At 59.8% G+C, this 22,956-nt stretch carries 19 protein-coding genes; 9 read left to right on the forward strand and 10 right to left on the reverse strand.

Going from position 1 to position 22,956, the window contains the following annotated elements; all coding sequences use genetic code 11:
- The 3 genes from Q0M35_RS08255 to Q0M35_RS08265 form a co-directional block, all read right to left on the reverse strand.
- Positions 1–2,162: TRAP transporter large permease subunit (locus tag Q0M35_RS08255; RefSeq protein ID WP_295314042.1), on the reverse strand; the 2,162-nt coding region annotated here is incomplete at its 3' end.
- A gap of 63 nt (positions 2,163–2,225) precedes the next feature.
- Positions 2,226–3,149: a TRAP transporter small permease subunit gene (locus tag Q0M35_RS08260; protein ID WP_295314044.1), complete on the reverse strand. Its 924-nt coding sequence runs from the start codon at positions 3,147–3,149 to the stop codon at positions 2,226–2,228.
- 119 nt (positions 3,150–3,268) lie between these two features.
- Entirely contained in the window at positions 3,269–4,357 is a 1,089-nt protein-coding gene (locus Q0M35_RS08265; protein WP_295314046.1) for a TRAP transporter substrate-binding protein, read from the reverse strand.
- A gap of 236 nt (positions 4,358–4,593) precedes the next feature.
- On the opposite strand from Q0M35_RS08265, the gene Q0M35_RS08270 reads away from it, so the two are divergent.
- The 4 genes from Q0M35_RS08270 (at position 4,594) to ilvN (ending at position 9,571) form a co-directional block, all read left to right on the forward strand.
- The gene (locus Q0M35_RS08270) at positions 4,594–6,018 is read left to right on the forward strand and encodes a cache domain-containing protein (RefSeq protein ID WP_295314048.1); all 1,425 of its coding nucleotides are present in this window, start codon (positions 4,594–4,596) and stop codon (positions 6,016–6,018) included.
- Positions 6,015–6,665, forward strand: coding sequence for a response regulator transcription factor (locus Q0M35_RS08275; RefSeq protein WP_295314051.1), 651 nt, complete (start codon positions 6,015–6,017; stop codon positions 6,663–6,665). The genes Q0M35_RS08270 and Q0M35_RS08275 overlap by 4 nt, the downstream gene beginning before the upstream one ends.
- A gap of 520 nt (positions 6,666–7,185) precedes the next feature.
- Positions 7,186–8,937, forward strand: coding sequence for an acetolactate synthase 3 large subunit (locus tag Q0M35_RS08280; RefSeq protein ID WP_295314053.1), 1,752 nt, complete (start codon positions 7,186–7,188; stop codon positions 8,935–8,937).
- A 73-nt stretch (positions 8,938–9,010) separates the two neighbouring features.
- A complete protein-coding gene (ilvN, locus tag Q0M35_RS08285) occupies positions 9,011–9,571 on the forward strand; it encodes an acetolactate synthase small subunit (RefSeq protein WP_295314055.1) in 561 nt (186 codons plus the stop codon).
- A 20-nt stretch (positions 9,572–9,591) separates the two neighbouring features.
- Here ilvN and Q0M35_RS08290 read toward each other — a convergent pair whose 3' ends face one another.
- A complete protein-coding gene (locus Q0M35_RS08290; protein WP_295314057.1) occupies positions 9,592–9,948 on the reverse strand; it encodes a hypothetical protein in 357 nt (118 codons plus the stop codon).
- 226 nt (positions 9,949–10,174) lie between these two features.
- Between Q0M35_RS08290 and Q0M35_RS08295 the strand changes: the two genes are divergently transcribed.
- From Q0M35_RS08295 to Q0M35_RS08305, 3 genes are all read left to right on the forward strand, one after another.
- Positions 10,175–10,972: a helix-turn-helix transcriptional regulator gene (locus Q0M35_RS08295; protein ID WP_295314058.1), complete on the forward strand. Its 798-nt coding sequence runs from the start codon at positions 10,175–10,177 to the stop codon at positions 10,970–10,972.
- A 106-nt stretch (positions 10,973–11,078) separates the two neighbouring features.
- The gene (locus Q0M35_RS08300) at positions 11,079–12,239 is read left to right on the forward strand and encodes an SRPBCC family protein (RefSeq protein ID WP_295314060.1); all 1,161 of its coding nucleotides are present in this window, start codon (positions 11,079–11,081) and stop codon (positions 12,237–12,239) included.
- Positions 12,236–12,472 carry a hypothetical protein gene (locus Q0M35_RS08305; RefSeq protein ID WP_295314062.1) on the forward strand — a complete coding sequence of 79 codons (237 nt, stop codon included), beginning with the start codon at positions 12,236–12,238 and terminating at the stop codon, positions 12,470–12,472. Before Q0M35_RS08300 ends, Q0M35_RS08305 begins: the two co-directional genes overlap by 4 nt.
- On the opposite strand, the gene Q0M35_RS08310 is transcribed toward Q0M35_RS08305, so the two are convergent.
- From Q0M35_RS08310 to Q0M35_RS08335, 6 genes are all read right to left on the reverse strand, one after another.
- Positions 12,454–13,239, reverse strand: a complete 786-nt coding sequence (locus tag Q0M35_RS08310; RefSeq protein WP_295314064.1) for a DUF2189 domain-containing protein — start codon at positions 13,237–13,239, stop codon at positions 12,454–12,456. The genes Q0M35_RS08305 and Q0M35_RS08310 overlap by 19 nt on opposite strands.
- A gap of 28 nt (positions 13,240–13,267) precedes the next feature.
- Positions 13,268–14,674, reverse strand: coding sequence for an amidase (locus Q0M35_RS08315; protein ID WP_295314066.1), 1,407 nt, complete (start codon positions 14,672–14,674; stop codon positions 13,268–13,270).
- A gap of 97 nt (positions 14,675–14,771) precedes the next feature.
- Positions 14,772–15,896 carry a peptide chain release factor 2 gene (gene prfB / locus Q0M35_RS08320; RefSeq protein WP_295314068.1) on the reverse strand — a complete coding sequence of 375 codons (1,125 nt, stop codon included), beginning with the start codon at positions 15,894–15,896 and terminating at the stop codon, positions 14,772–14,774.
- 78 nt (positions 15,897–15,974) lie between these two features.
- On the reverse strand, positions 15,975–18,533 hold the full coding sequence (locus Q0M35_RS08325; protein WP_295314070.1) for a PBP1A family penicillin-binding protein: 2,559 nt from the start codon (positions 18,531–18,533) through the stop codon (positions 15,975–15,977).
- Between the two features lie 95 nt (positions 18,534–18,628).
- Positions 18,629–19,843 (reverse strand): N-acetylmuramoyl-L-alanine amidase, encoded by a 1,215-nt coding sequence (locus tag Q0M35_RS08330; protein ID WP_295314072.1) that lies wholly within the window; start codon positions 19,841–19,843, stop codon positions 18,629–18,631.
- 63 nt (positions 19,844–19,906) lie between these two features.
- A complete protein-coding gene (locus Q0M35_RS08335) occupies positions 19,907–21,049 on the reverse strand; it encodes an aminotransferase class I/II-fold pyridoxal phosphate-dependent enzyme (RefSeq protein WP_295314074.1) in 1,143 nt (380 codons plus the stop codon).
- Positions 21,050–21,072: 23 nt separating this feature from the next.
- Between Q0M35_RS08335 and Q0M35_RS08340 the strand changes: the two genes are divergently transcribed.
- Together Q0M35_RS08340 and Q0M35_RS08345 are read left to right on the forward strand one after the other, a co-directional pair.
- Positions 21,073–22,404 (forward strand): M48 family metalloprotease, encoded by a 1,332-nt coding sequence (locus tag Q0M35_RS08340; RefSeq protein WP_295314076.1) that lies wholly within the window; start codon positions 21,073–21,075, stop codon positions 22,402–22,404.
- Positions 22,405–22,409: 5 nt separating this feature from the next.
- A partial coding sequence (locus tag Q0M35_RS08345) for a thioredoxin domain-containing protein (protein WP_295314077.1) occupies positions 22,410–22,956 on the forward strand: 547 nt, incomplete at its 3' end.

Below are 22,956 nucleotides of genomic sequence, written 5' to 3' on the forward strand. Positions count from 1 at the left end.
AGGTTCACTGCGATCATTATCGTCACCCATTTGGGATCAAATGTGCCGCCATAGATCACTGGTCCGACAATGGGGATCACGATGTAGATGATTTCCAGAAAGTCGAGCACGAAGCCCAGCACAAAGAGTACCAGCATCACGATCAGGAAGACCTGGAATTCGTTGTCGAAGGACTTCAGGAACTGCTGGATATAGTGCTCACCGCCGAACGAAATCACCACGAGGTTCAGCAACTGAGACCCGATCAGGATGGTAAAGACCATGCTGGTCACTTTCGCGGTCTCGCGCACAACCGGGCTCAGTACGCCGGAAGTATAAAGGATCCAGCACGAAAAGAGCAGACCAAAGAGCGCATAAAGATAGGCGCCATAGGCAACAAAGAACGCAAACCAGTTCTCGAAACCCACCTCTTCGGTATTAATGCGCAGATCGAAATTGATGCCCACCAGGATGCAGACGATAATCGCCAGCGTGGACCAGATAATGACCTTTGGTGTGCGGTCCAGGTCTGTGAGTTTGCGATAAGCCGCCAGCATGATCGCGCCGCCTGCCCCCAGAGCCGCGGCGGGTGTCGGGTTGGTTATCCCGCCAAGGATCGATCCCAGCACCGCCACGATCAGAATGAGCGGCGGGAAGACCACGCGAATGAGTTCATTTTGCGCACAGATTTTCGTGGCATGCACCACCCCGTACATCAGCAGGGCGAACGGCAGGATCATCATCACCACGGTAACACCGGGGGAGGTGTCGGGCCGGACAAAGAGGATATCGGCAAGTACAACCAGTGCGGCCCCCGCGGCCCCGATGATCAGTGGCTGCGCCGGGGCGGTGGGCGAAACGCCCCGTGCTGTTGTCAGAAACAGTGTCGTCAGCACCAGCAGCACCGCGATTCCGGTGCCGATGGGTGCTGCATTTGCGATGGTGTCTTGCTGGAGGGTTGCGAGTTCTTCCTCGGTCAGACGCTCGGAGGTCTGCACCCCGCCGGCATCTTCGATGGCTGTCTGCTGTGCCACTGCCGCGTCCCACGCCTCTTGCCCGTGCAGCTCAATCATTGACGCTTTGCAGTCGTCGCCGACGTTTGTGCGCAGCGACGCGCTCTCGCCGATGTCGGAATAACGCGACACTGCCGTGCTCTGATCGCCGATAATTCCCAGATTGCCCAGCAGCACGGTGCCAACGATGATCAGAACCGGCGCGCCAAGAAACCAGGTAAAGGCCTCACTGCGTGTCACCGGCTCTGCGTTTGTGCTGCCCATCGGTACCGCGGGCGCCTTCTCAGGGTTCAGCAGCGCATAGCCAAAGGCGTAAAGCGCATAAAGCAGTGCCAGCAGGATGCCTGGCAGCAGAGCTGCCTGAAAGAGTGTACCGACCGACAACACCGCAGGCTCACCCAGATAGGTCAGCGCATCGGTGCAACCTTCTGCAACGGCACGTTTCTCCTGCGCTGCGGAATAAAGATCACCCGCCAGCGTGCCGAGCAGAACGATTACAATCGAGGGCGGAATGATCTGCCCCAGGGTACCCGAGGCAGCGATTACCCCGGTGGAAAGCTCCGGTGAATATCCGTTGCGCAGCATGGTGGGCAGCGCCAGCAGACCCATGGTTACGACCGTCGCGCCGACGATACCGGTAGAGGCCGCCAGAAATGCACCCACGACCACGATTGATACCGCAAGACCGCCGGGCAACGGGCCGAAAACACGCGCCATGGTGGTCAGCAGATCATTGGCGATCTTGGAGCGCTCGAGCGTAATGCCCATCAGAACAAACATCAGAACCGCCAGCAGCGTTTCGATGGACTGACCGGCCAGCACACGTTCGTTCATGCGGTTGACCACAAACGAAACGTTGCGGTCCAGTGCCACTTCCCACCCCGAGGAGAATACGGGCTCCGCGATCCTCGGCAGATCGGGATACCTGAATATCGAAATGGAATCGGCTTTGACGCCGGAATTTACCAGATCACGGTAGACCTGGCTGCTGGTATCAATGGCCTGATGGATCAGCAGGCCGGCGCTGTCCATCGCCGCGATGATCCCGAAGGAGATGACCCCTGCCCCCGCGATCGCAAAAGCGACCGGAAAGCCGGACAGAATGCCGCCAAAGAGGCAGATTGCTACAATGATCAGCCCGACTTCTACGCCGTCCAGTCCGAAAAACATGTCTTACGTCCCCTCAACACCGCAACCGGCGGGTCTCATCACGCGTTTTGCGCGCTTAATTGTTCAGTGCGCACCCTCGTACGCTTCTTCACCCTCGCCCAGCGTGTCGCGGTCGAGATATTTGTTTTCGCTTTCCTCGCCCTCACGCCATTCCTGAAATGACCGGAAGAACATCGCCATCGCCTGCAAAAACACCATCGCGGTGAAGGCGCAGAGCAGGATTTTGAAGAGGAAATAGCCGTTGAAACCGTTCGGACTGAAGCCGATGGTCTCCACGTTCCAGCGCAGTGCGCGTGATTTGTTCAGCAACCGGTCCAGCGTGTCGGAGGCGGAGGGGTTGGGCACGATCAGATGGCGCCACAGGAAGAACCAGCCGTACAGCCAGATCAGCACCGCCACCGGCATCATAAAAAAGAGCGCCCCGAACATGTCGATGACCTTTTTGGTGCGGAATTTCACCGCCGAATATACCAGGTCCACACGCACATGTCCGCCCTGTACAAAGGTGTAGGCCATGCAAAGGCACACCACGAGCGCGTTATAAAGTTTGAGTTCTTCGGCAAACCAGCTGATGTCGAACTGCAGCGGGATGCCGAAGCCAAACGAGATGTCCGGCCGGGTGAAAATCCGCTGCATGAAAACGATGATGATCTGCTGGATAACCATCAGCAGACCGGCCCAGGCGAAGAAGCGGCCGACGGTATTGGCGAACCCTTCGAGCACGCGGACATAGCCCCACATGATGTTGCCGCGCCAGATGCCGATGCCGAACATCACAAGGAAAGCGGTGAAGACGACAAAGAAAAACTCAACCGACCCGCCGTAATAGACAAACCGCATAATGGCCTGCTTGTCTGACCAGTCGAGCCACAGGGCCGGGTGCGTCAGCGCGTAGAAGAAGTTGTAAAAGGCCATCCCGATGTTCGAGATAAACCAGATTACACCATCGATGACCGCACTGCCGCCGGCGGCTGCTTCGTTTTCCATGTTTTCCCCTCCCCTGGTGCCGGCGTGCCGGCTCAGAGCATCTTCCGTCCTGGCCTGGCGGGACACAAGTTCTGAACGAAGGGCGGGTCCGCCGCCCTTCGTTTTATCTTAACGCCGGATCAGCCGTTAGCCAGAACGCGGTTCCGCTGTTCCACATAGAAACCGTCGGATTTCAGCAGCCAGTCAGAGCTTTGCGCAAGCGATTCCTCGAAAGAAGCACGGATTTTGGCGAAAAGCTCATCGCTCATGTTCTCATCCATGACTTTCTTGGACGCGGCACCAAAGGCATCCCAGACATCATCCGGGAACTGCAGCGTTTTGACACCCTGAGCCTGCAGACGCGCAAGCGCGGCGCCGTTGTTGGCCAGTGTTTCGGCCAGCTGCGTGTGGGTGGTCGCCATCGCTGCATTGGTGATGATTGCCTGATGCGCAGGGCTCAGTTCGTTAAAGACATCAAGGTTCACACCTGCCGCCAGAGCAGAGCCCGGCTCATGGAAACCGGCGGTGTAATAGACTTTGGCGACCTCCTGGAAGCCAGCGCGCTCATCCGCGAACGGACCAACCCACTCCAGACCATCCAGAGCACCGGAGCTCAGCGCCTGGTAAAGTTCGCCGCCGGGGATGTTCTGCACGGATGCACCAAGTTCGCCCAGCACCTTACCGCCGAGACCAGGCATCCGGAATTTCAGGCCGTTGAAGTCTTCCGCGGAGTTGATTTCATTGCGGAACCAGCCGCCGGACTGCGAGCCCGAGTTGCCGGCGATGAAGGATTTGAGGTTGAAGATATCGCCCAGCTCGTTGTGCAGCTCATGGCCGCCACCGTGGTGATACCAGTTGGTGAATTCCTGTGCCGTGCCACCGAAAGGCACGGATGTGAAATAGGCATAGCCCGGGTGCTGACCAATGAAGTAATAGTCAGCGGAGTGATAGAGATCGGCCTGACCCGAGGACACCGCGTCAAAGACCTCAAAAGCGCCAACCAGTTCGCCGGGTGCTTTTTTCTCGATGGTGAGGGCACCGTCGGACATCGCGCCGACCATTTCCTCGAAATATGTGGCTGCGTCATCCAGAACGGCAAAGCCGCGGGGCCAGGATGTGACCATTGTCAGGGTGCGGTTGCCCTGTGCGTATGCAGGTGCTGCAAGCGTTGTGGCTGCGGCGGCGGAACCGCCAAGTGCAGATGTCTTCAGAAATGAACGACGATCCATGTTGATACTCCTCCCATATCAGTGTCCCGCGCGCAGAGGTGCCCGCGGGTTTGGTGTGTGAGCACATTAGTAAAACTGCTGCGATTGGAAATACCTGGTAGTACGTATTAAGGCCTGCATATCCGTTTCTGATCAGGTTTTCTTTCGGTTTTCGGCCGGACCAGGGTCTGGTCGGTCGGGCGTCGCGCCGCTCGGCGCTTTGATTCTGTCCGGAATCGACGTACCAGATAACTATGATGCGTCTGCCTTCTCTCCCGCGTCCCAGCTACGCGCAGAAACTGTCGCTTGTGGCGACGGTGCCGCTGATCGCCGCGGTGGCGGCAATCGCATTTTTGGTGGCACATCAGTCGCGCGCACTGGCCGAACGCGAGATCCGGGCGCTGGAAGTTCAGCTCATCGAGGCCAAAAAGGCCGAGCTGCGCAATTACGTGACCCAGGCACGGAACGGATTTTACTTTATTTACGGCAATGCGGCCCCCGATGATCAGCAGGCCCGCGACCAGGTAGCACAGATCCTCTCCGCCATGATCTACGGCGAAGACGGGTTCTTTTTCGTCTATGACTATGACGGCAACGTGCTGGTCAGCCCGCGCCAGACCGACCGGATCAATCGCAACTGGTCGGGCCAGACCGACAGCGAAGGCACACCGATCACCGATGAGATCATCCGGCTTGCGCGTTCCGGTGCCGGATATCACAGTTATCTCTGGCCCAAACCATCGACCGGTGAAGAGGCGCGCATGATCAGTTACGTCACCAGCTTTCCCAGCTGGCGATGGGCGGTGGGAACGGGCGTCTATATAGATGATGTGCTGGCCTCGGTCGCCTCTGCCAGGGCGGATGTCGAGGACCGGGTGCAGCAGACGTTTGTCTATATAAGTGTGATTGCACTGGCGGCGCTGCTGCTGGTGTTTTTCACCGGGATGGGGCTCAATATCCGCGAGCGGCGTCTGGCCGATGTCAAACTGAAAAAGCTCACCCAGAGGGTGCTTGATGCGCAGGAAGAAGAACGCGGCCGGGTGGCGCGCGAGCTTCATGACGGGATAAGCCAGATCCTCGTGGGCGTGCGCTACGCGCTCGACACGGCACGCCGGCGCATCGACAAAGACCAGGCCAGCGCTGCGGAACCGCTTGCACGGGGCATTTCGTCCCTTGGCGAAGCAATATCCGAGGTGCGCCGCATCAGCCGCGATCTGCGCCCCGGCGTCCTGGACGATCTTGGCCTTGGTCCGGCGATCAGAACCCTGACCGAAGAATTCAGCGCCCGGACAGGCATCGACACGGTTTTCGAAACGGTGGTCTTTCGTAACCGTCTTGATCCGGAAGCCAAGATTGCCCTTTACCGCATTGCCCAGGAAGCGCTGACCAATATCGAGCGGCACGCACAGGCGACGCGCGTCAATGTCGATCTGCGGGGTCATAAACGGGGCGCCACTCTGCGCATTTCCGACAACGGGCGCGGCATGACCAACGATGACGGCAATGCAACCGGTGGCATGGGCCTGCGCAATATGCAGGAGCGTATTGAACAGCTCGACGGTTTTTTCCTCGTCAGTACCGGCCGCAACGGCCATGGTACGGTAATCGAGGCAAGCGTGCCACTGACGCATCTGCTGCCGCCCGAAACCGACACCCGCCAGCCTGAGAAAGCACCGGTATGAGCATCAGCCCCCCTGTCCGTGTTCTGATCGTCGATGACCATCCGATGGTGGCGGAGGGCATTCAGTCGATCCTCGAGAGCTATGATGATCTGGTGATTGCGGGCAGCTGCAAATCGGCGCGCGATGCCATTGACGGCCTTGATGCCTTCGATCCGGATGTGATCCTGATGGATCTGAACATGCCGGATATGAGCGGGCTTACCGCAACTGAGATCGTGCTGGAACGCCGCCCCGGCACCCGCATTCTGGTGCTGTCGATGCATGACAGCGCGGAATATATCTCTTCGGCACTCAGTCACGGAGCGATGGGCTATATCCTCAAAGATGTGCCGACTGATGAAATTAAACAGGCCATCGATGCGGTCATGGCCGGACAGCAGTACCTGTGCACCGGTGCGCGCGGCTCACTTGCCCCGGACAAACGCGATGGCCGTGAAGCCCTGACCGGGCGCGAGCAGACAATCCTTTTGCAGCTGGCACAGGGCAGATCAAACAAGGAGGTCGCCAAGGCGCTGGATATCTCGGTGCGCACTGTTGAGACGCACCGCAAAAACATCAAACGTAAACTTGGCATTTCGAGCACAGCGGGGCTGACCCGTTATGCGCTGGAGCACGGCGTGCTTCAGGGGACAGGCGTCAGCCTCTGATCTGTGTGCGGGCCGGGCGAGCGCCTGGCGCGCGCGCCTGAAACTGGTCTGCACCGCGCACCTGTTTTTGCAGGCCTGGCCTGGGTGTTCTGCCTTCATTCAGTTGTGAACGGCGGGCACGGCGGCTGGCTGCCGTACCGCAGCAGACCATTCCCGCTGAGCGCGCTGGCGCCTATAACATGAAATCCGATCCCCGCACAGGAGCAGCAAACAGGCCGGATTATTCACGTTAATGTCGTAGTGAAACCCCAAAACGAAAGATAATGTCGAAATTTAATGCCCAGCGGACATAATTTTTGCCCGAATGGGTGTTGACGCCCCTGCCCGACCCCCATAATGTCGCGCGGGCATGAAGGAGCCACAGAGCTATGACCGACCTGGTCGTCATTGTAGGAGACACGCGCATGGGCCGGTAACGGTGAGACCATAGTCTGATCCATGCGCCCCCGCCACAACCGGGGGCTTTTTTATGCGCAAACGAAATCAGGCCTGATGGCAGGCCGGTACGGAGTTGAGAGATATGACACGGCAAATGTCCGGTGCGAAAATGATTGTTCAGGCGCTGATTGATCAGGGCGTGGACACCGTCTTTGGCTATCCCGGTGGCGCCGTGCTGCCGATTTACGACGAGGTCTTTCAGCAAAACGCGATCCGGCACATTCTGGTGCGCCACGAACAGGGTGCGGTGCATGCAGCCGAAGGATATGCACGTGCCACGGGCCGTCCTGGTGTCGTGATCGTGACCTCGGGGCCCGGCGCCACAAATGCGGTGACCGGCCTGACCGATGCGCTGATGGATTCGATCCCCATCGTGGTTCTGACCGGCCAGGTGCCGACCTTCATGATCGGCTCTGACGCTTTTCAGGAAGCCGATACGGTGGGCATCACGCGTCCCTGCACCAAACACAACTGGCTGGTTAAAGAAACTGACGCGCTGCCCGGCGTGCTGCATGAGGCCTTTCATGTGGCAACCAGCGGTCGTCCCGGGCCTGTCCTCGTGGATATCCCCAAGGACGTTCAGTTTGCCACTGGCAGCTATCACGCGCCGAAACCCTCCACCTCGCATTATCAGCCGGTGCTGAAGGGGGATATGGAAGAGATCACCGAGCTTGTCGCCGCAATCGAAAAAGCCAGACGCCCAGTATTTTACACCGGCGGTGGAGTGATCAATTCGGGCCCGGCAGCAAGCCAGTTGCTGCGCGAACTGATCGAAGCGACAGGATTTCCGGTAACCTCGACCCTGATGGGACTCGGGTCTTATCCTGCTTCGGGTGACAAATGGCTGGGCATGCTGGGTATGCATGGGCTTTATCAGGCCAATATGGCGATGCATGACTGCGATCTGATGATCAACATCGGGGCACGTTTTGATGACCGGATCACCGGGCGCGTCGATGCCTTCAGCCCGAAATCCGTGAAAGCGCATATCGATATTGATCCGTCGTCCATCAACAAGGTGATCAAGGCGGATATTCCGATAGTCGGCGATGTGGCCCATGTTCTGGAAGATATTCTGAAGGTCTGGAAATCCCGCGGTCGCAAAACCAATTCGGAGGCGCTGGCCAAATGGTGGAAGCAGATTGAGGAATGGAAGGCGGTTGACTGCCTTAAATTCACCCAGGCCGGCAAGACAATCAAACCACAGTACGCGCTGGCACGGCTTGAGGCGCTTACCAAGGATCACGACCGGTATATCTGTACCGAAGTGGGTCAGCACCAGATGTGGGCCGCGCAGTATCTCGGGTTTGAAGACCCGAACCGCTGGATGACCTCCGGCGGGCTTGGCACCATGGGTTACGGTTTTCCTGCATCGATCGGTGTGCAGATGGCCCATCGCGATGCGCTGGTGATCAATGTGGCGGGAGAAGCGTCATGGCTGATGAACATGCAGGAGATGGGGACGGCGGTGCAGTACAACCTGCCAGTCAAACAGTTTATCCTGAACAATGAGCGTCTGGGCATGGTGCGCCAGTGGCAGGAGTTGCTGCATGGTGAGCGCTATTCCCAGAGCTGGTCAGAGGCCCTGCCCGATTTCGTGAAACTGGCCGAAGCCTTTGGCGCTAAGGGCATTCTCTGCTCGGATCCGGATGATCTCGACGATGCGATCATGGAGATGATCAACCACGACGGGCCGGTGATTTTCGACTGTCTGGTGGAAAAGCACGAGAACTGCTTCCCGATGATCCCGTCCGGGAAGGCGCATAACGAGATGCTTCTGGGTGAAGCAAGCACCAAAGGCGTGATCAAAGCCGACGGCGCGGTGATGGTCTGATCCCGCAGGACCAATAATACCGGCGCGCCCCTGAAACACGGGGCGGCCTGCAAGAAACTGAAAGGCCATCAAAATGTCCGCACTGAAAATTAAAAAAGGCGCCACCAGCCATTCCGCCTATAACCTGCGTCCCACATTTTCGGATGTCGTCGAACGCCACACCCTGGCGGTGCTTGTAGAAAACGAACCGGGTGTTCTGGCGCGTGTTATCGGACTTTTCTCGGGACGCGGATATAACATCGACAGCCTGACTGTCGCCGAGGTCGATCACACCGGTCATCTGAGCCGGATTACCATCGTCACCTCGGGCACGCCGCAGGTGATTGAGCAGATCAAGGCACAGCTTGGCCGGATCGTGACCGTGCATGATGTGCATGATCTGACCGTCGAGGGCGCCTCGGTTGAGCGCGAGCTTGCGATGTTCAAAGTGTCAGGTACCGGCGACAAACGCGTTGAAGCGTTGCGCCTTGCGGATATTTTCCGGGCAAATGTCGTGGACAGCACGCTGGAAAGCTTCATCTTCGAGATTACCGGCGCGCCTGACAAAATTGATGCATTTGCCGAACTGATGCGCCCTCTCGGCCTCTCAGATGTTGCACGTACCGGTGTGGCTGCACTGTCAAGGGGCAGCTGACGCGGGCGATGCCGGCCTGATCAGCCCTGCGACACCCTGCGGCGCGGTTCGATGGCGGGGGCCTCATATCTCGACAATGAAACGACTTCGGCCGGCGCCTGGGGACGCGCCGGGAAAGACCTGCTGCGCCGCCTGAGGGCTTCAGGCAGGTCCGCGCCCGCCTGCCCCAGCAGCAACCGCGGGTTCTGAACACGTCTCAGAGACGACACTTCCTCCATATCGAACTGAACCAAATCGCCGGCATCAAAAAAATCGCCCTTTGACAGGACATCGTCCGGCGCGTTCAGAAATGCCAGATCCCCCTGATCTTCGCACCAGATGACCGCTTTGCGGTCTGTTGGATCGCTCCAAAGTACTACCCCAAGCATTGCTGACATTCCAATCCTTTAGTTACCTACTTAAGGTAGCAAACTGTTAACCGTATTCCCCCCAGAAAATTACCTGCGCACGCTTGGATTTTGTGTCTTCCTGGACTACTGTTGACACAATTGCGAACTCATACTGATGCCATTCCGCGTCATACCGTTAATATTTGATTAATCTAAGCGTGCCTGTTTCGCATACCGAAACACAGGGAGCGCCATCAAAAAGTGAGCGAACGCAATGCCTTCCCTGACACCCACACCGGCGCAGCTGCGCAATATGTTTGGTGAAAACCTGCGTTTTCTGGCCCGCGATTACCCGTCGATCTCGGCTTTGTCGCGCGACCTGGGAATCAACCGGACGCAGTTTAACCGGTACCTGAGCGGCGAGAGCTTTCCACGCCCGGATGTACTGTCGCGGATCTGTGACTTCTTTTCTGTGGATGCCCGCGTCCTGCTGGAACCGGTCGCCGAAATCGGAATGGACGCGGGTCGGATTTCGGGCACGTATATGAAAGATTTCATGGTCGATTCCGTGCAGACCGTGCCGGAGGATATGTTTCCGTCCGGGTTTTACCTCTTTTCGCGCCGCAGTTTTGTAAAGCAAAACGAATTTGTGCGCGGCCTGGTTCAGGTCAGGCGTGATGACGGTAAAACCTATCTTCGCGGTTATGAGCCGCGCATAGCACTTGCCATGCAGGGCATTCCCGCTGATCCCAGCGCCCGCGAATACCGGGGCCTCGTTATGCGTCTCGAAGACGGGGTGGCAGCGACGGTGATGCGGCGTCACGGGATGACCGCGTCCTTCAACTATCTGTCGCGGGTCAACTCTTTTGAAAACAATTACTGGGTCGGCTATGTCGCGCGCACTGTGCGTGAGACCTCTTCTGCTCCGCGTATGGCGCGTCTGGTTTATGAACATCTGGGGCAAAACCGATCCCGGATCATGCAGGCCGCGCGCGAGGGTGGTTTCTGCTCGCTCGAAGAGCTGTTGCCCTTCCATCAGCGGCTTTTGCAGCCCAACGATATTTTCCGCTGACGCGCGCTGACCCAGGTGTCGCCACAGGAAAACTCAGGTCGCTTTGATCTCTTCACAGCGTGCGGTTTTGTGTAGGCTTTTGTGATCATCATAGGAGTGTTCCGCCGTGACCGACAACCTGACAGATCTCAGCACAGTGCGTCGCCCGATCGAACAGGCCAATGGCCTGCCCAATGCGCACTACACCGATCCGCAGATCTATGATGAAGAAAAACACGCACTGCTCATTGAAGGATGGGCAGGGCTTGGCACCGGAGCGGATGTGCCGGAGGCCGGAGACGCGCTGCCGCTTGATTTTCTCGGAATACCGCTGCTGATGGTGCGCGACCGCTCCGGCGGCCTGAACGTATTTCAGAACATCTGCCGGCACCGGGGCATGATACTTGTCACTGAACCGCGTAAAATAGAGGGGGCGATCCGCTGCCCCTATCACAGCTGGTGTTACAGCACCGAAGGCCGTCTGGTCAGCACCCCGCACGTGGGCGGGCCCGGTCAGAACCGCCATGAAGCGATCGATAAAGAAACTCTTGGCCTGATCAAAGTCCGCAGCCATATCTGGAACGACCTCGTTTTTGTGAATATTTCGGGTACCGCGGCGCCCTTTGAGGAAGCTTTCAGCCCGCTGCTGGAGCGCTGGAAAGAGTTCGACGTACCGATGTATCATGGCGGTGCTGACAGCATCATCCGGTTTGATCTGAAAACAAACTGGAAGCTGATCGTCGAGAATTATTGTGAGAGCTATCACCTGCCCTGGGTGCACCCCGGTCTGAATTCATACTCGCGGCTTGAAGATCATTATCACATTGAACTGCCGGGCGGATTTTCGGGCCAGGGCACTCATGTCTACCGCCAGCTTAAAGGCGAGGATGGCGAGGTTTTCCCTGATTTTCCCGGCCTTTCAGAGAAATGGCAAACGGCCGGAGAATACGTCACCTTTCTGCCCAATGTAATGGTTGGTGTGCAGCGCGATCATATGTTCGCGATCATCCTTGATCCGCGCGGCGTGGACCGCACCATCGAGACTGCACATCTCTACTATGCGCAGCCCGAAGTATCTCCGGCCATGCGCGCGAAAAACGCAAGGCTCTGGGCCGGGGTATTTGAAGAGGATATCATGGCGGTCGAGGGGATGCAGCGGGGCCGCAGTGCGCCGGGCTTCGACGGAGGACGCTTTTCGCCCGCAATGGACGGTCCGACGCATCTTTTTCACGACTGGGTTGCAGAACGCGTTGCAGAGCGCCGCGCTGCTGCCCGGGCCGCTGAATGAGCACGCTGGATGCGCGGCTTCTGGCCGCGCATGAGGCCGGCGATCAGGCAGCGCTTGTGACGCTGTACACGCAAGCAGCAGACGAGGCGGCAGATGAGGATGCCGCCGGTTTTTATCTCACGCAGGCCTATATCTACGGGCTTGAACTGGGCCACAGCGCGACCTGTGCGCTGCGCGCCCGTCTGGTGGCGATGGGGCGTGAGACCCCTGCCCCTCAATCCTCAGAGAGCTGACGATAAAGGTGCCATGATGCGTGTCCCAGCACCGGCAACACGACCAGCAACCCCAGAAACCCGGGCAACAGTGCGGCAAAGGTCAGAACCGCAATCACCGCAGCCCAGGTGAGCATGACCAGAGGGGCCGCCCGCACCGCGCCGAAACTGGTAATCATGGCGGTGATGAAATCCACTTCACGGTCGAGCAGAAGCGGCAGGCCTATCACAGCCACAGCAAAGATCAGAACGGCGAAAACCGCGCCGACAAGCGTGCCGAAGGCCAGCATGCTCAGCCCGTTCAGCGTCAGAAAAACATCAAGAGAGGATGAGACATTCGTCATGGTACTCAGGCCCATGAAGAGCGCGAAAATCATATGCCCGAGAAAAAACCAGAAAAGGAATATTACCACCATCATGGTGCAGAGCGATGGCAGCTGGCGCAGCCTTTGCTGCCAGATGACGCCAAATACCACACCGGGCGTGATCGGCAGGCCGGCATCGAGGCGACGCGAAATCTCGTAAAGCCCCACCGCCGCGAAGGGCCCGAGCAGCGGAAAACCGATTGCCGCCAGCACCAGCCAGAAGGTATGGCCCGTCATCACTGTCACCGCCCACATTGCCCAGCCGGCGAGCGCATAAAAGGTGCCGAAGATGATCCCGTAAAACGGATGCTTTACAAAATCGCGCAGCCCCCGGCGCAACGCTGTGCGGAGGTCAGAAAACGTGGCCGGACGCATCCCGGGCGCTCCCATGCGCTGGTGTTGTTCCTGTGTCAGTGCTGTCATGACGAATCCCTCCCTTGCCCTTATGCAATCATACCATAGCGGGGCGTTTTTGAGGCCATTCGGTTGCCTGATGCCACCGCTGCGCGATCTGCAGCAGATGCGTGTCGCTGCCAGGACGCCCGATCAGCTGGACGCCCATCGGCAACCCTGCCGGGCCAAATCCGCAGGGCACGGCCAGAGCCGGCAAACCGATCAGCGAGGCCGGTACCACCACCTGCATCCAGCGGTGATAGGTGTCCATTGTCACTCCGGCGATCTCGCCGGGGTATTCCAGATCCGCATCGAAGGGCCAGAGCTGTGCTGAGGGCAGCACGAGGGCGTCAAACCTATCGAAAAGCGTCATGGCGCAGCGATACCAGTCAGAGCGGATCATATGCGCGTCCCAGACCGCCTCAGCCGACAGCGCCCGGCCCCTGGCGATTTCCCGGAGCATTGCGTCCTTCAGATGCGCGCGCCGCGCCGGATCATCGAAATCCGCGCGCCGCCGCATGGCATGCGAATGCGCGCGCAGCAGCTCCCAGCTGTGCCAGAGTGCATCAGAGCTGAACGGGGGCGCAATCTCCTCAATCGCCCACCCGAGCCCGGACATATCCTCCAGCGCAGCAGTGCAGAAAGCAGATATCCCCGCCTCACAGGCAAGTGCCCCGCCCCAGTCGCCCAGCCATCCGAGCCGTGGCGTGCCTGTCAGCCCGTCGATCTGCGGCAGGGCCGCTGTGTGTGTCCGGCCAAAGGGCACGCGCGGGTCCGGCCCTGCGAGTGTGTCCAGCAGCGCGGCCAGATCGGCGGGGCTGCGCGCCATCGGTCCGTCGGTGGACAAATCGTCGGTGAAAGCCTGACCCCCCGGCTCATCCGGCACCAGACCCCATGTGGGCCGCATTCCATACACATTATTCCAGGCCGCCGGGTTGCGCAGTGAGCCCATCATGTCCGAGCCGTCGGCCAGACAAACCATTCCCGTAGCCAGAGCAGCCGCCGCTCCGCCTGAAGACCCTCCGGCCGATTTCGTCAGATCATAGGGATTGCGGGTCGTGCCGTGCACAGGATTGAATGTATGGCTGCCGAGGCCGAATTCGGGCGTATTGGTTTTGCCGACGATGATGGCGCCGGCAGCGCGCATACGCGCTACGATCAGATCATCCGATTGCGCGATTTCCCCGGCAAAAAGCGGTGATCCTTTCGACGTGGGCAGACCCGCGACGTTAACGAGGTCTTTGATTGCGAGGGGGATACCGTGCAGCCAGCCTTTGGGTTTTTCTGCGTCGGCCGCGCGTGCGTCGGCCAGCAGAGCGTCTTCGTCCCGCAATGAGACGATCGCGTTCACCGCACCGTTCACCTCAGCCACACGCGCAAGCGTTGCGCGCATCACCTCCTCGGCGCTGATGTCGCGGCGCGCAATGGCGGCGCTGAGATCAAGCGCGTCCCGGCCACAGATCACCGGCCTGCCCCGCGTTCGGCCGGAAGGGTGCCTTCGTGCGCGATAATTTCCGAAAGAGCTGCCCCGCACGTCGACAGGGGATTTCCCCCCGTCATGGTCAGTCGCCCTGGGCCTCGGCCCGCGACTTGCCCGACACATCGAGCGCCAGGGTCGCGGCCATGAAGCCATCGAGATCCCCGTCCAGAACACCCTTGGTATCGGAGGTCTCAAAGTTGGTGCGCAGGTCTTTGACCATCTGATAGGGCTGCAGAACGTATGACCGTATCTGGTTGCCCCAGCCTGCATCACCCTTGTTTTCATGCGCCTCATTTATCGCGGCGTTGCGCCGGTCGAGTTCGAGCTGATAGAGGCGCGATTTCAGCGCTTTCATCGCTATGTCGCGGTTCTGGTGCTGTGATTTCTCTGAACTGGTCACCACGATGCCGGTGGGCGCGTGGGTGATCCGCACCGCCGAATCGGTGGTGTTCACGTGCTGGCCGCCCGCACCTGACGACCGGTAGGTGTCGATGCGGATGTCCGACGGGTTCACCTCAATCTCGATGTTGTCATCCACAACCGGATAAACCCAGACCGAGCTGAACGACGTGTGCCGTTTAGCGGCGCTGTCAAAGGGTGAGATACGCACCAGACGATGCACGCCGCTTTCCGATTTCAGCCAGCCATAGGCATTCGTACCACTGATCTTATAGGTCGCGGATTTGATGCCGGCCTCTTCGCCGTCACTCATCGCCTGCAACTCGACCTTATAGCCCTTTTTCTCGGCCCAGCGGACGTACATCCGCGCCAGCATCGAGGCCCAGTCGCAGCTTTCAGTACCGCCCGCGCCGGCGTTGACCTCGAGGAAGGTATCATTGCTGTCCGCTTCGCCGTTCAGAAGAGCTTCGAGCTCTTTCTGCGCGGCTTTGCGGGCCAGCGATTTCAGTGCGGCTTCGGCGTCCGAGATCACCTCTTCGTCTTCTTCCATCTCACCAAGTTCAATGAGCTCGCTGTTATCTGCAAGATCCTGCCGGATGGTCTCATAGGTCTCCATCGCGTCCACAAGCATCTGCCGGTCACGCATCAGTTTCTGCGCGGCATCCGGATCGTCCCAGAGATTGGGATCCTCGACGCGGGCGTTAAATTCCTCAAGCCGGTGCGGTGCCGTTTCAATATCCATCCGCTGCGCCAGCAGGTTCAGGGATTTCTTGATCTGTTCGACAGTATTCTGTGCGTCTGCGCGCATGGGTGAGCCTCGGCTGGATATGGTCAGGATGTGATAGACCAGCGCCTGCGCAGCAGCAAGCGCCGGGGCGGGCAGATGTCAGTAGAGCCCGCCGGAACTGATGGTGCCAAAGCCCGCGTTGGGGCCCACGGTCACCGTGTCGCCGGTAGATGTGGTTACCTGCCGTCCCTGCTGGCTCTGCCCGACCTCTTCAAAGAGCGGCAGATCAGCCCCCATGGCAAAGCCACCGTCATACATCAGACCAAAGATTGGCTCTTCGCCAGAGCGGAAATACTCCGCCACGACTGCTTCACCGGAGGCATCATCACTCAGACGGGCACCGGTGAACCGGTCGATCTTGATGAACCGGCCGCCCGGCGGAATTTCAAACGGGCCACCGCCATATTTTTTGGTCGCCTCCTGCATGAAACGCTGAAACACCGGGCCGCACATGCCGCCGCCTGACGCGCCGCGCCCAAGCCCGCGCGGCTGGTCATATCCGATATAGCATCCGGCCACGATATTGCTGGTGAAACCCACGAACCATACATCTTTGGCGTCGTTTGTCGTGCCGGTTTTCCCGGCGGTCGGCACAGGCAGGTTCACGGTGCGCGATGCCGTGCCACGCTCCACCACACCGCGCATCATCGAGGTCAGCTGATAGGCGGTGATCGGGTCCATCACACGTTCGCGGTTTGAGACGATTTTCGGTGCCACGCCGGGACGCAGACCGGTATCCGCACAGTCTCCGCAATAGCGGTCATCATGCCGGTAGATGGTTTTGCCATAGCGGTCCTGAACGCGGTCCACGAGGGTTGGCTGCACCCGCTCACCCCCGTTTGCAAACATCGCATAGGCGGCAACCATCCGGTACAGAGTGGTCTCTTCGGACCCCAGTGCATTGGCCAGAAATGTACCCATATTGTCATAAACGCCAAATCGTTCGGCATAGCGCGCGACCACGTCCATACCGACTTCCTGGGCCAGACGGATGGTCATCAGGTTCCGCGACCGTTCGATGCCTGTGCGCAGCGGCGTCGGCCCGTAGAACTCATTGGAGGCATTGCGCGGGCGCCACAGGCCCTGGGGCGTATCGATTTCGATGGGCGCGTCCACAACGATTGTTGCGGGCGTGTACCCGCTGTCGAGTGCCGAGGCATAGACAAAGGGCTTGAAGCTCGATCCGGGCTGCCGGCGCGCCTGGGTGGCACGGTTGAACACGCTAGACTGATATGAAAATCCGCCCTGCATCGCGATCACGCGGCCGGTGTTCACATCCATTGCCACAAAACCGCCCTGCACTTCCGGCACCTGGCGCAGCGACCAGCGCACGAAACTGCCGTCCTCATCAGAGGTGATTGCGCGCACATGAACCACATCGCCCACGTCGAGCAGATCACTGGCAGCATCTGCTTTCGGTCCGGTCTTGCCGTCACGGCTCCGTTTCCGCGCCCAGGTCACATCGCGTGCAGCGATAAAATGACCCTCCGCGTCTTCTTCGACATTTTCGATGCCGATCCTTGCGTCACCGCCGCCAAGCGACAGGACAACCGCCGGATACCAGGGGCCATCCAGCTCAATGTCCCGGGCGATTTTTGCCTCACTCAGTGCCGCGCGCCAGGCGTCTTCGGAGCCAAGCTCTTCGGGGGCAATTTTCACACGGGCTTCGCGGTAAATACCCTGCGTGCGGTCGTAGACTTCAAGCTCGCGGCGCAGCGATTCCGCGGCAATCGGCTGCATTTCCTGATCGATTGTGGCGCGCACCGTCAGACCGCCTGTGAAAAACTCGCCCTCGCCGAAATCCTCGCTGAGCTGCCGGCGTATCTCGTCGGTGAAGTAGTCCCGGGGCGGCAGAATCTCCTTGAAGCTTTCAAAGTCGCCATTCTGCACGGAGCGCAGCGGGGCGTTGCGTTCCTGCTCATAGGCGGCGGTGGTAATGTATCCGTTCTCCATCATCTCTCTGAGAACGAAATTCCGCCGGGCCAGCAGACGGTCTTTCTGGCGCACGGGGTGATAATCACTCGGCGCTTTGGGCAGAGAGGCGAGGAAAGCCGCCTCATGCGGCTCAAGATCAATCAGGGGTCTGTTGAAATAGGTCTGTGCGGCTGCGGCAACACCATAGGAATTCTGACCAAGGAAAATCTCGTTGAGATACAACTCAAGAATCTTCTCTTTGCTCAGCGTTTCTTCGAGGCGTGCGGCCAGGATGATCTCTTTGATTTTGCGTTCCGCGCGCCGGTCGCCCGACAGCAGGAAATTTTTCATCACCTGCTGGGTTATCGTCGAAGCCCCGCGCACGTCCTGACCACGCGAACGCACAGCATCAATGACGGCCGCACCGATACCGCGCAGGTCATACCCGTCATGCTCGTAAAAGTTTTTGTCCTCGGCTGATATAAATGCCTGTTTCACCAGATCCGGGATTGTCTCAGCCGGGGCAAAAAGCCGCCGCTCGGTCGCGAATTCATCGATGATCTGACCCTGGCCGGAGTAAATCCGGCTGATCGTCGGAGGGGAATACTGCGCCAGCGACTCGTGGCTTGGCAGGTCACGGCCATAGACCCAGAAAATAGCACCCACCGTAAGCGCCACCATGCCGATGGCCATGGTGATCGTGGTGAAGATGCCGCCAAGAAATGACAGAATAAACCGGAACAAGGGGGGTCGCCTTTATTGTGCGCTGCAGCCGTGCGTCAACATATAAGCCTTGCCCGCGCAATGGTCAAAGCGATGCGCCGGCGCGCGCACAATTGTTACTGGCGCAAAAGAGCCCGGCGGGCGAGATCCTGCGCACGCCACTCCAGCAGACTTTCTGCAAGGGCGCCGACCATCTGTGCGCGCCATTCAGGGCGACGCAGGTTTTCCAGATCCCGCGCGCTGGACAGAAACCCGACCTCAATCAGGACCGACGGGATGTCGGCGGACTTCAGCACAGAAAATCCCGCACGGCGCAGCGGCCGGCTGTTCATCGGACCACCCGCACGGGTCATGCCGCGGATCAGCAGCGCGGCCAGCGCATCGGTGCGCGGCTCGGTCTCCTGGCGCGCCAGATCCAGCAGGATACCGGCCACCTGATCGTCAGACCCCGTCAGATCCGCGCCCGCGATAATATCTGCCCGGTTGTGGCGCGCTGCAAGCTGGCCGGACGCCTTGTCGCTCGCCTCCTCGGACAGAACATAAACTGTCGCCCCGTGAGCGCCACCCTGCTCAAGTGCGTCGGCGTGCAGCGACAAAAAGACATCCGCGCGGGCCTGGTGCGCACGCGCCACGCGGGCATTGAGCGAGACAAAGACGTCGCGGTCGCGTGTGAGCGCCACCCGGACGCCCGCAGCATCCAGGACCTCGCGCAGCTCAAACGCAAATTCCAGCATCAGTTCTTTTTCCGTCACACCGTCGCGTTCGGCCCCCGGATCGATGCCGCCGTGGCCCGGATCAACCGCGACAACGAAACGGTCATCTGACTTTGGCGCCACGGAGGATGCTACATCCTCGCGCGGCCAGAGCGCGGTATCGGGCACGCCTGCTGCTGCGGCAAATTCTTCCGCAGTCGTCGGATGGAATGTCATCTGCAGCATGGCGCGCCCGGTGCCGGGATCAATTGCCATCCCGATGTCGCGCGGCAAAGCCGGCTCGGCCAGGGACGCAACCAGGCGCGACCAGCCCGGTTGATAGACGCCGAACCTGATCTCCTGCAACAGATCGCTGCCTTTTTGCAGGTCCCCGGCGCGCACACCTGTCCAGTCGGTTTCTCGGAAATCGATCACCAGACGCGCGGGATTATCCAGCGTAAAGACGCGGTACGGCACGCCACGGCTCAGCGACACCTGAAAACCTGTGCGGCCAAACCAACCCGGCGCACTGCCGCTTTGCTGCACATCAATGCCTGCATAGCCCGTGCTCTGCTCCGCGCCGGCCGGAAATACCGTCACGCATACCACAAGGGCGGCTGCCACAAGCTGTCGGATCATCTGCTCATCTGCCTGCTTTTTGCGTCAGCTTACCGCAAGCCGCGCTGACGGGGAATCCCCCAATCAGCGGCCTTGCATAAAGATTTTCAGCCGCTCAAGGCCCTCGGCGATATCTTCGGTAGAGCGCGCGTAAGAAAACCGCAGCGTTCCGTGCCCGCGTACGGGATCGAAATCGAGACCCGGCGTTACCGCCACGCCTGCTTTTTCTAGTATTTCTGCCGCAAAGGCGCGGCTGTCACCGGTCAGATCCGTGACGTCGGCATAGACATAAAAGGCGCCGTCTGGCGGTGCGATACGGGTAAAGCCGGCCGCCGGCAACCCGGCGAGCATCAGCGCGCGGTTCTCGCGGTAGACGCGCAAATTGGCGTCAAGCTCTGCGGTTTCATCCATTGCGGCGAGGGCTGCGATCTGGCTGGCGTGCGGAGCACAGATGAACATGTTCTGGGCGATGCGCTCAATCACGCGTACGTGGTCGTCCGGCACCACCATCCAGCCGACCCGCCAGCCTGTCATACTGAAGTACTTGGAGAAAGAATTTATAACATAGGCTTCATCGGTGATTTCCAGCGCCGAGACAGCTTTGGCCTCGTATTCGATACCGTGATAAATTTCATCCGATATGAACGCGGCATTCTGTGCCGCGGCAGCCTCGGTCAGCGCCTGCATCGCGGCGCGGTCCAGCATGGTGCCGGTGGGGTTTGCGGGCGAGGCGACCATCAGCCCGGCAAGATCCAGCCCGGCGATATCCGCGGCTACGGGTTGCAGGCGGTTTTCCGGCGCCGTCTGCAGATCAACCGGCGTAAGATCAAGCGCGCTGAGGATCTGACGATAGCTGGGATAGCCGGGCGCACCGATGCCGACGCGGTCTCCGGTGTCGAAAAGCGCAGTAAAAGCCAGCAGGAAACCGCCAGAGGATCCAGGCGTGATTACCACACGGTCGGGGTTCAGATCGACATTGTACCAGTCGCCGTAAAGCCGGGCGATACGCGCGCGCAGTGCCGGCAGCCCCAAAGCAACAGTATACCCAAGCGGTCCGTCGGCCATCGCCCGTGTCAGAGCTTCGGTCGCTGCACGCGGCGCCCCGGTGCCCGGTTGGCCCACTTCCATGTGGATAATGTGACGCCCGGCGGCCTCGGCACGGCGCGCGGCCTCCATCACATCCATCACAATGAAGGGATCGACCGATGAACGCCTTGAAACCCGCATGTTTTTCACTCCTTACTGCGCCCATGACCTTTCAACGTGTATTCCGGCGCGCGTCAATACCGCTGCTCGCGCTGTGGTTTATGGCGGCTCCTGCGCTGGCGCAGGGGCTGCTGCGCGATTCGGATCTGGAATACGGGCTGAAACAAGTGGCGGCACCGATCCTGTCGGCTGCGGGGCTGAGCCCGTCCCGGGTGAAAATCCTCGTGGTCAATGACAGCTCGCTCAATGCTTTCGTGATCAGCAATGATGCGATTTTCCTGCACTACGGGCTGATCAACCGGATGGAAACGGCGGCCATGCTGCAAGGGGTGATCGCGCATGAGGCCGCCCATATCGCCAATGGACATCTGACGCGCCGGATGGGCAATCTCTCGAGCGCGCGTACGGCCTCGGGCATTGGTCTGGCGCTGGCGGCAGTCGCGGCGGCCACCGGTAACGGTGCTGCGGCCAGCGGCCTTGCACTTGGCACGCAAAGTGCCGCGATGGGACGTTTTTTCCGCCATACCCGCGCTGAGGAAGCCTCGGCGGATCAGTCCGGCATCCGGTTTATGAAGACCGCGGGGGTGTCGCCGACCGGGATGATGGATGTGCTGGAAATCTTCCGCGGTCAGGAAGTTCTCGCGGAAACGCGCCAGGATCCGTACCTGCGCAGCCATCCGCTGTCGCGCGACAGGTTGCGCGCCGTTGAGGGGTATGTCGCAGCCTACGGCGACACCGGCGCGCCTGATCAGACCGCGGCCTATTGGTTCTCGCGCGTGCGCGGAAAACTCAGCGCTTACACGCGGGCACCTAAGTGGACACTGCGCCGGCTGAGCGAAACCCCGTATCAGGACGTGCGACTGCTGCGCGAAGCCGTAGCCGAGCACCGGCAGTCGCGCACGAAACAGGCGTTGCGCGCCATCGACGCGGCGATCGCGCTGCGGCCCACCGACCCTTTCCTGCATGATCAGCGCGCGCAGATCCTCTTTGAGACCCGCAGTTTTCCGGCAGCCGCTGCGGCCTGGCGTCGCGCCGTGGACCTGGCGCCGAATGATGCCCTGATTTTGTCTGGATATGGCCGCGCTCTGCTTGTACAGGACGACATCGCCGGGGCAAAGCGCACGCTTGAGAGGGCGCGCACAATTGATTTTCGCGATGGCTCGATGCTGCGTGACCTGTCGGTGGCCTATGCGCGATCAGGTCAGAACGGCATGGCATCGCTGGTGACGGCGGAGCGTTATGCGCTGCGCGGCCGTATGGAAGATGCCGGCATTCATGCCCGACGGGCATCGGGATTGCTGGATAACGGATCAGGCCCCTGGCAACGGGCCCAGGATATAGTGATTGCGGCAGAACGCGCCGCCAAACGGAGATGAACTTGATGCTGAAGAAAATAATACTGCCGGGCCTGCTGGCCGTGACCCTGTCTGCACCGGTCGCCGCCTTTGACATCGGCGCGATGTCTGATGAGGAACGCGCGGAATTCGGTGCTCAGGTGCGCGCGTATCTGCTGGAGAATCCGCAGGTGATTATGGAAGCGGTCAACGCCCTCGAAGAGCAGCGCGCCGCGGCCCAGGCAGAGGCTGATCTGTCGCTTGTTTCCGATAATGCGGACGCGCTCTTTAACGACGGGTTTTCCTGGGTTGGCGGTAATCCGGACGGCGACATCACCGTGGTCGAGTTCATGGATTACCGCTGCGGCTTTTGCAAACGCGCGGTCAGTGAAGTGGAGACACTGCTCAGAAACGACGGCAATATCCGGTTCATCGTCAAGGAATTCCCGATACTTGGCGAGGAATCCGTGCTTGCGTCACGTTTCGCTATGGCCACCAAGGATGTTGCGGGTGATGAGGCCTATAAGGCGATCCATGACGCGCTGATGGCCTATGGCGGGCCGGTGGATATCGCCAGCCTGCGCCGCGTCGCCG

The organism is Roseobacter sp. (assembly GCF_024639605.1).
Taxonomy (GTDB): Bacteria; Pseudomonadota; Alphaproteobacteria; order Rhodobacterales; family Rhodobacteraceae; genus Roseobacter.